The following is an 8,604-nucleotide window of genomic DNA, read 5'->3' as shown; positions in this document are numbered from 1 at the left end:
GGGCCGGCTCAATGCACGGAGCCTGCTTTATCTCACCTGTTCAGATTTGCGGGGCCACTTCTAAACAAAGATCGTAATTGGTGGTGAACACCTTGGTGCGCAGCTTCCTGGTTGAACGTCTGACCAGTCTTCGAAGAAAGTCCGCATGCAAACCAACATCATCATCCACCTTCAGGAATCGCACTTGGTCTCTGACGACCTCCTCTGCGACTTTGATGAAACTAGCAACTATGGCCTTTTCAGCAGCGCTGTCGATAAAGTCTTCGGCCAGCTTGCAATAGGAGAGCAACGACTCGATGTTCTCGCCTTTGTCCCCGACTGGGTAACGTGCCAACTTAAGCGCCTCCTCGAACTTCTTCGCATCCATCGCCTTGCAAGCGCTCCAGAGGTCGCGCATCATCGGGGCAATCGCCTTTCCTTCCAGCGGCGTCCGTTTCAACGGATTGTCTAAGGGTGCCGGCGCGCGGTTCACATGCAACGATGTGCCGAGACCCGTGAGGACCACCAGATTGCTGCAGCGGAAGCAGTCCGATAGGTTCCTTGATATCTCAGAGAGAGCCTCGTCAGGAATCTCGCGTCCGTTGGCGTCCCGCTTTGGTTCCTCAACGGCTCTCCAGCCACGCCCACCGCGAGAAGTCAAAACCTGCATGCATTCCTCCTGAACATGGTCTTTTGCTGCTTCGTCTTCATCCGTGCACGGATCTACGCACGCAAGATTGCCTTGGCGCAGCCAACTGGATGTGCGGAAAAGTGTACTAGCTGGTCGAGGCACAGCCACGAAGCCCGAATCAACCGAGGTCCGCAGCAGGTACCGAGGTCCTGACCATTCGTCCTGGAACCTCGATGTTGCCGCTCAGGCCTTTCATGGCGTTGAGTGTCTCTTCGCTGTACATGCGCCACGGCTTGTAGTGCGGTCCGGTGGAGTCCATGTGCACCTGGCAGCCAATCATGTAGTCGTCTAGGTCTTCACCTGTCAGGTGGTGCCTGGTATCGACAGCCCAGTCACTGCCGATAAAGACTACGCGGATGGTGCACTGGCGCTCGCTGATTCGCAGGCAGCCCGAACTCCAAAGCGGGACGTAGATGCCCGTCTCTTTTGCTCCCATGAGCACGAACGACTGCTTGTGCTCAAGGTTTTCAGACTCCCAGTTGATTTGTCGAAGGTGCTGGGAGCACGTCGCCACGAGTGCATCGCGCTCAAACTCGGCCGCGCGGACGAAAAGCACGTAATGCGGATGCGGGTCGGCGTCGCTGCACCCTGGGAGCCAGACCTCAGTGCCTGACAGAGTTCCGGGCTCGTTCTCTGGAAGAGTCTTCTGAAGGTCGATGAATCCTTGGAAGCGCTGCTGAGCCTCTGGCATGGATAGGACTTGAGTGGTTACTGAGTACATAAGTGATGGTCTGTCGGCGCCACGACGGCGTCTTGTCGTGTAGTCACCGGCTCTCAACTCCGCGTTGTTTTAGAGAATGCGCGGACTGACATGCGCTCTAAAGCGCCAGATCTGACACATCACCAAAACGCGCATGCTGTCGGGGGCCCGACTCAGGCAAGGGCTTCCCGCTGCGAGAACACATGGGGAACCAGTCCTTGGCGCAGACCCGGCCGGAACGAAACGCCTACGCGGTCCACCTACCTCCAGGCGACTGGACTAGATAAAACGGAGGCGCTATAGCTGTGAAAGGAGCTTTTCCCCGTGTCCTGGGTCACCCACCTCTCACCAACCGCCGCCGACGGCGCCTTCCTCTGCAACACTCTGAGCGTCGACGGCGTTCGAAAGACGCTGCCAGTGCATGAGATGCCTTTCGTTCTCAGCGACCGCCAAGAAAGTCTGAAGGTGGTACTGCGCTCGAAGTTGCACGGCGTCGACGACATCTCCCAGTACTTGGACCTGATGAGATGGAACAGCCTCCCAACTGGTGGTCAAACGCTACACACATTTGATACGAGTAAAGGCGACGTCTGGATTCCGAGCCAACTGCTGGTGCAAGCTCTCTTCGCCTTCAACGTCCCGCTGGCGAAGCTTCTCTTCCGACCAATCCCCGTCGAGTGCTTTTGCGCTCCAGTCCTAGAAGACTCGGACAACCAAATCACCTTCCCCGACAGAGCGCTCTTTCGGCAAAACTACAAGCGAGACTCCAGCGTCTTGCAGCGACTTGCTTGGATGGCGCACAGTAGATCGGCCCAACGAGCCTGGGGAAGCGTGTTCCGCAACGCACTAGATGGCCGGCTCGACTGCACAATGCCAGAGGGAGAGTTCGAGGTGTCAGTGCGGGGCAAGCGCGTGCACGGGATTTTTTGCGTCGCAAGAATGACCATCTTCAAGGTGACGTGTGACGACATCTACACACGCGAGCACAACACCACTCAGACCTTCGCCTTCCGCAAGCGCGCAGAGCCGTTTGACCGGAACTCAGTGCCAATCCGTGAGGTGTTGGATTCGACCTTCATTGAGGTACGCGAGCACTTGCTCAAGAACCAGGCACTTCCGGAACATGGCAAAGCCACTGGCGACGATGCCCGCCTGCGACGGAACCTGAACTTGATTCGGACCAAGCTGGTCCACCCCTGCAAGTGGCCTCAGTTGCCAGGACACCACCGGGATGTGGCGAGCGCGTTTTCGCTTTACACGCGGCTTCGGCGCGCAAATCACCTGGAGGACGTCAAGCGCCTTCTGCTTGAAGCACAGCCAGGCTGAGACTTCTGACCTACTGGTTCGCTGGCTTTTGAAGGTGTCCTTTAACTCGTCCAGAACGGATGGCGCTCATCGTCACCTGTTCGAAGATCTTGTCCCATACATGCTTGGAAACGAGGCTAGACCGCGTCGTGGAAGAGTCACCGTGGCTGCGTATCTGGCGGGAGCGGAACGAATAGCTCCGGCGAAGCGCGCAGCGGTCCCGTATCTAAAGAATGTGGACACGGAACAGCCCTTCAACCCGTTCTTGGTTCGCATCTGTTACGGGGCGGTCTAGGGGGGCCGTCCGTACATGTTGCGGCTAAAAGTGTTCGGCCCGCTTGTGTTCTTCATACTGCTTTTCGACGAGGGCACTCTGCCTGGGCATGCGTCTGCCGAAATCAGACGGTTTTTAAAGAAGTTTGCAGGGGCTGTAGAACTGACACCTCAGCACAAGAGGGTGGAGCTTCGCGCTGGAGAAACAACGTGGGCAGACCTTTACGCTGCCCAAGTCGCGCGAGTACAGGCACTCAACCTCAGTTGACTTCTCACCTGTTGATTTCAGCCGAAGACCAAGGAAGTCAAGAGACGAGGAGTAAGCCGTCTACCAGGCAACACCAGACCTACACGGCGACGAGCTCGGCAATCTTGGCGGCGACCACTTCCATGGAGTCTTCCGCAGTGTCCAAGCCGGTTCGGGAGGCGAGCAGCGGACTGACGTTTCGTAGAGCCGCGTACGTCGTGTTGTGCACGATGGGAACAAGCTGGTTACCCGCCAGGAGCGCAGAAAGCTCCTTCTCAGCAACGCCTTCGTTTGGGAGCCGGGCTATCAGAGCAGGCGTCACCAACACGAGCCCAATTCGAGAGTTTGCCAACCCCTTGTCAATCGCCCGCATCAGGGGTTGGCCGAGTTGCACATCCTTTTCACTGAACCACACCTTGACGCCAGCCACCACAAGCAAGTCATGCAGTTGCTTGGCTATCCCCTGTCGGTCGTCCCACGCGTGGCACAGAAACACGTCACGAAGATCTGGCAGCGTCACTGCCCGCGTCTCAACGGTTTCACGGATTGGGGTGAGAGAGAGAACCTGGGCCGACGTATACGAAATGGGCGAACCCGCCTTCGACCATCTCGGCCTTGAGGTGCCTCCAGAGCGGCCAAAACTCCCGCTTCCACCGCTGTAGCTACCTCCACTCGACGTGGGATACGAAGGGCTGTAACCGCTATAGCGGTAGCTGCTTCTGTAGCGGCATGCGGGACAAGCTGCCGCTGCGGCGGCGGAACTGTGTCCACGAACTGGTGCTGTGCATCGAGCCAAGTAGAACTCCCTCAGTGGATGTTGCTTGAATATGTCTACGTCGGAAGATCCAGCCCGCCCAGGCTATCGCCTCGTGAAAATTGCCCGCGAACATGACTGCCCAAACGGGGATTGAACGCGCCACCCTCGGTCGGTCCCTACACTGCTCGTCGCCCCCAATACGCCTTGCAACAAGCAATGAGAGGCACTCAGGCTTGAAAGCGAACGACTCTTTTACCTAGTTAGCAGAACAGGTCTTTCTCGAAAGCGAACGACTTAATTACCTAGCTAGTGGCCGGGCTTGAGCAAGAGCGTTGATTTTCCTCACTTTCTTAGCGAACGACTCTTTTACCCAAACCCACGATGGCCGATTGCTCGCCCACCGCGAGCGCCGCCAGCACGCCCGCGGCGCGCGAATCGCCCAGGCGCTCGCCCATGGCCTCGGCCACGCGCTGGCGCGCCCGGTCCACCGGATGGCGCCAGGTCTGCGCCAGCCGTTCGGGCGCCGGGTCGCGCGGGCCCGCGCGCACGTAGCCGGTGGCCAGAATGCCGCGCTCCCACAGCCAGCGCTCGCGGTCGAAGCCGTGCGGGTTGAGGCTGCCGTGCGCGCGCTTCAAGCGCACCTCGAACGCCCAGCGTTCGCCCGCCACCAGACCCGGGCTGCGGTGGGCCACCGCCCAGCCGCCGGGCCGATCAGCGTCGCGCTGCGGCCCGCCATACCAGCCCAGCAGCAGGCGCGCCGGCAGGCGCACGGCCTGGCCGGCCAGGCTCGCGCGCTCGACCAGGAACTCGAAGCGCTCGCCCTGCAAGCCCATCACCGGCAAGGACGCGACGCGTCCGACCACCGCGATGTCCCGGCCTTCCAGCGCCGGCGCCAGGCCTTGCCCGGCCAGGGCCACCGCGCGCAGGCCCGTTCCGCTGAAGGCCAGCGCCACGCCCGCCACCAACCACGGCACGCGCCGGCGCCAGCCCAAGGCCAACCCGCCCGCGAGGCCAATGCCGAGGTACAGGCCCCAGGCCCACAGACCCGATTGCTGAAGCTGAAAGGCGGTGCCCAGCACCACGCCGGCCAGCGCCCAGCCCACGAGCCAGGCGCGCGGCGCTTTGGTGTCCGAACCGTCATCGCGCAATGGCGCAAGACTTGCTAGCATGGTTTTTCAACCGCGAGAGCGCTGGCGCGGTCCCGCGTCCTCCCTGTCCTGAAAGCCCGTCGCATGGCCATCCACGTTGCCCTGAGCCACATCACCCACTACCGGTACGACCGCCTGGTGCGCCTGGGCCCTCAGGTGGTCCGCCTGCGACCGGCGCCGCACAGCCGCACCCGGGTGCTCTCGTATTCGCAGCGCATCGAGCCCGCCACGCATTTCATCAACTGGCAGCAGGACCCGTTCGCCAACTACCAGGCCCGCCTGGTGTTTCCCGAGCCCACCACCGAGTTCAAGATCACCATCGACCTGGTGGTCGAGATGGCGGTGCACAACCCCTTCGACTTCTTCCTCGAACCGCAGGCCGAGCAGTTCCCGTTCGAGTATGCCGAGGCGCAGCGGCGCGAACTGGCACCGTATCTGGCCACCGAGCCGCTCACCCCGCTGCTCACGTCCTATCTCGACGGCATCGACCGCGCCAAGCGCCGCACCATCGACTTCCTGGTGGACATCAATCAGCGCCTGCAGCGCGACATCGCCTACACCATCCGCATGGAGCCCGGCGTGCAGACGCCCGAGCAGACACTGCAGCTCCAGCGCGGCTCCTGCCGCGACAGCGGCTGGCTGCTGGTTCAGTTGCTGCGCCACATGGGCCTGGCCGCGCGCTTCGTCTCGGGCTACCTCATCCAGCTGGCGCCCGACGTGAAATCCGTGGACGGCCCCAGCGGCCCCGAGCGCGACTTCACCGACCTGCACGCCTGGTGCGAGGTCTACCTGCCCGGCGCCGGCTGGATCGGCCTCGACCCCACCTCGGGTCTGCTCGCGGGCGAGGGCCACATCCCGCTGGCCTGCACGCCCCAACCCGGCAGCGCCGCGCCGGTGGAAGGCGGTGTGGACAAGAGCGAGGTGGCCTTCGAGCACCACATGTCCGTCACGCGCGTGCACGAATCGCCGCGCGTGACGCGGCCGTACACCGACGAGCAATGGGCCGCCGTGCTCGCCCTGGGCGACCAGGTGGACGCCGACCTCGTGAAGCACGACGTGCGCCTCACGCAGGGCGGCGAACCCACCTACGTGGCCATCAGCGACCGCGACGCCGCCGAGTGGAACACCGACGCCCTGGGCCCGACCAAGCGCGGCTACGCCACCGAGCTGCTGGGCCGCTTGCGCGAGCAATACGGCCAGGGCGGCTTCGTGCACATGGGCCAGGGCAAGTGGTACCCGGGCGAGCAGTTGCCGCGCTGGGCGCTGTCGGTGTTCTGGCGCGCCGACGGCGAACCCTGCTGGAACAACCCCGCGTTGCTGGCCGACGAGCGCGACGAGGCCCGCTACAGCAGCGACGACGCGCGCCGCTTCGCCCAGGCGCTGGCGCGCCGCCTGGGCCTGTCCACGCAATACATCACCGCGGGCTACGAGGACACCTGGTACTACCTGTGGCGCGAGCGCCGCCTGCCGGTGAACGTGGACCCGTTCGACAGCCGCCTCGACGACGAGCTGGAACGCATCCGCTTGCGCCGCGTGTTCGACCAGGGCCTGTCCAGCGTGGTGGGCTATGTGCTGCCGCTGCAGGCCAATGCCGGCAACCCCGCCCTCGGCGGCGCCGTGTGGTCCACCGGCCCCTGGTTCTTCCGCGACGAGCGCATGTACCTCATCCCCGGCGATTCGCCCATGGGCTACCGGCTGCCACTGGACTCGCTGCCCTGGGCGAGCGCGGGCGATCGGCCACAACACATCGAACAGGACCCTTTCGCGCCGCGGCAGGCGCTGCCGCGGGCCACGCCCTTGCGCACGCAGGCCGTGTCCCACGCGAGCGCGGCGCGACCGGCACACGGCTGGCCCGCCGGCGCGGCGGCGAAGAGTCCTTCCTCGCACTTCCCCCAGCGCGGCGAGTCGGCGGGCTGGCTCACGCGAACCGCCCTGTGCGTGGAGGCGCGCGACCCGCAGCGCGCCAATGGCCCGAAGGCGGAAAAGGACAAGGGCGGCAAGAGCCAGCACCTCTACATCTTCATGCCCCCCATGGAACGGCTGGAGGACTACCTCGAGCTGCTCGCCGCCGTCGAGGCCACGGCCGAGCGCCTGGGCGTGCAGGTGGTGCTCGAAGGCTACCCACCGCCGCGCGATGCGCGCCTGAAGATGCTCCAGGTCACGCCCGATCCGGGTGTGATCGAGGTCAACATCCACCCCGCGCACAACTGGAACGAACTGGTGGCCAACACCGAATTCCTGTACGAGGCCGCGCACCAGACGCGCCTGTGCGCCGAGAAGTTCATGACCGACGGCCGCCACACCGGCACCGGGGGCGGCAACCACTTCGTTCTGGGCGGCGCCACGCCCGCCGACTCGCCCTTCCTGCGCAAGCCCGAGCTGCTGGGCAGCCTGCTCACCTTCTGGCACAACCACCCCTCGCTGAGCTATCTCTTCAGCGGCCTGTTCATCGGGCCCACCAGCCAGTCGCCGCGCGTGGACGAGGCGCGCAACGACCAACTGGTCGAGCTGGAGATCGCGCTCGAGCAGATCGAGCGGGCGCGCGAGCGCCACGGGGAACACATGCCGCCCTGGCTGGTCGACCGGACCTTGCGCAACCTCCTGATCGACGTCACCGGCAACACGCACCGCAGCGAGTTCTGCATCGACAAGCTCTACTCGCCCGACGGCTCCACCGGCCGCCTGGGTCTGCTGGAGCTGCGCGCCTTCGAGATGCCGCCGCACGCGCGCATGAGCCTGGCCCAGCAGCTGCTGCTGCGCGCGCTGGTGGCGCGCTTCTGGCAACAGCCCTGCCGCACGCCGCTGGCCCGCTGGGGCACCGAGCTGCACGACCGCTGGCTGCTGCCCACCTACCTGCGACTGGATTTCGAGGACGTGCTGGCCGAGCTGCGCGAGGCCGGCTACGCCTTCGACATGGCCTGGTTCGAGCCGCACTTCGAGTTCCGCTTCCCCCTGATCGGCGAGATCGCGGCACGCGGCATCGAACTGACGCTGCGCGGCGCGCTGGAGCCCTGGCACGTGATGGGCGAAGAAGGCGCGGCCGGCGGCACCGTGCGTTACGTGGACTCGTCCCTGGAGCGCCTGGAGGTGCGGGTGCGCGGCTGGACCGACCGGCGCTACCTCATCACCTGCAACGGGCGCGCCCTGCCGCTGCACAACACCGGCACCGCGGGCGAGTACGTGGCCGGCGTGCGCTACAAGGCCTGGGCGCCGCCCTCGGCGCTGCACCCCGCCATCGGCGTGCACGCCCCGCTCACCTTCGACGTCGTCGACACCTGGATGGAGCGCTCCCTGGGCGGCGGCCAGTACCACGTGAGCCACCCGGGCGGACGCAACTACGACAGCTTCCCCGTCAACGCCTACGAGGCCGAAAGCCGGCGCCTGTCGCGCTTCTTCCAGACGGGCCACACGCCCGGGCGCCTGCGCGTGTCGCCCGCCGAGGTGAACCGTGAATTCCCGTGCACGCTCGACCTGAGGACCTGAGCCCGAGAGCAAGGCCCGGCG

At 64.4% G+C, this 8,604-nt stretch carries 6 protein-coding genes; 2 read left to right on the top strand and 4 right to left on the bottom strand.

From position 1 onward, the window contains the following. Positions 1–40: 40 nt before the first annotated feature. Positions 41–649, bottom strand: coding sequence for a hypothetical protein (locus GTO19_RS12640; RefSeq protein WP_291021237.1), 609 nt, complete (start codon positions 647–649; stop codon positions 41–43). Positions 650–788: 139 nt separating this feature from the next. After that, complete coding sequence (locus tag GTO19_RS12635; RefSeq protein ID WP_204732208.1) at positions 789–1,361, bottom strand: hypothetical protein; 573 nt, start codon at positions 1,359–1,361, stop codon at positions 789–791. Between the two features lie 333 nt (positions 1,362–1,694). On the opposite strand from GTO19_RS12635, the gene GTO19_RS12630 reads away from it, so the two are divergent. Then, positions 1,695–2,696 (top strand): hypothetical protein, encoded by a 1,002-nt coding sequence (locus GTO19_RS12630; RefSeq protein WP_204732209.1) that lies wholly within the window; start codon positions 1,695–1,697, stop codon positions 2,694–2,696. 599 nt (positions 2,697–3,295) lie between these two features. Here GTO19_RS12630 and GTO19_RS12625 read toward each other — a convergent pair. Together GTO19_RS12625 and GTO19_RS12620 are read right to left on the bottom strand one after the other, a co-directional pair. Then, a complete protein-coding gene (locus GTO19_RS12625; protein WP_291021236.1) occupies positions 3,296–3,715 on the bottom strand; it encodes a toll/interleukin-1 receptor domain-containing protein in 420 nt (139 codons plus the stop codon). 587 nt (positions 3,716–4,302) lie between these two features. Beyond that, positions 4,303–5,121 (bottom strand): ComEC/Rec2 family competence protein, encoded by an 819-nt coding sequence (locus GTO19_RS12620; RefSeq protein ID WP_291021235.1) that lies wholly within the window; start codon positions 5,119–5,121, stop codon positions 4,303–4,305. A gap of 63 nt (positions 5,122–5,184) precedes the next feature. Between GTO19_RS12620 and GTO19_RS12615 the strand changes: the two genes are divergently transcribed. Next, entirely contained in the window at positions 5,185–8,583 is a 3,399-nt protein-coding gene (locus GTO19_RS12615; RefSeq protein ID WP_291021234.1) for a DUF2126 domain-containing protein, read from the top strand. Positions 8,584–8,604: the final 21 nt, after the last annotated feature.

The organism is Hydrogenophaga sp., from assembly GCF_011772445.1.
Classification (GTDB): domain Bacteria; phylum Pseudomonadota; class Gammaproteobacteria; order Burkholderiales; family Burkholderiaceae_C; genus Hydrogenophaga.
The sequence above is the reverse complement of the archived record's forward strand: the minus strand, read 5'-3'. Positions and strand labels throughout refer to the sequence as shown.